A 720-nucleotide genomic window follows, 5' to 3' on the forward strand; every position below is an offset into this window, starting at 1 on the left:
CATCTTCTGATACACCAGGAGTTTCACGGAGATCTTCACCCTGGAAATGTGATGGTAGATCTCGATGCCAGGTTGTTCCTTATTGATTGGGGAAATGCCGTCGATATGCGTGGTAAGTGGGGAATGGTAGGTCGTTACCTGGCGTCGGTATTGAGTGGCGATGTTGATATGCTGACGATGACTCTTATTCAAATGAGTAAGGGCCAAAAAGGAAACCTGGAACGCTATGACGAGATTAAAACAGCGCTTGAAGAAACATTGATTAAAAAGAACGTTACCCCATTGGGTAGAGACTTTATGTTTCGCCTTTATGAAGAGGGGCAGGAAGGCTTGCGCCAGCGTTTACAGACTGCCTTGCATTTAATGTCTAATACCTATCAGCTTGATATGACCATTAAGAGCGATTATCTACACTTATCTAGATCTTTGTTTGCTATGGTCGGCACCTACAATAATCTTTATAAAGATATCTCTGGCTGGACAATGGCGAAAGATCTTGTTGCGGATGTAGCGATGTTTCCGCTTCGTTTTACTTATCACCGCATTGTTAGGCCGAATATTCTATCTGAGCCTGAAGATTCACCCTATGCTACGAATCATTTTGCTGCCCAAGAGCAATTAAAATCAAAAACTGCCCCTGTCGCGCCAATGTCTTTACTAGAAATTCAGTAGGCCGGCTGGTGAGTTCAGAAACTGATGAAAGCTTAATAACGCTATTTG

The 720-nt window shown here is 43.2% G+C and carries 1 protein-coding gene; it reads left to right on the forward strand.

Features of this window, described 5'->3' with window-relative positions; all coding sequences use genetic code 11:
• Positions 1–672, forward strand: a 672-nt coding sequence (locus A3735_RS25230; protein WP_369820561.1) for a phosphotransferase, incomplete at its 5' end; no start/stop codon positions are given.
• Positions 673–720 lie beyond the last annotated feature (48 nt).

It is taken from the genome of Oleiphilus sp. HI0061, assembly GCF_001635675.1.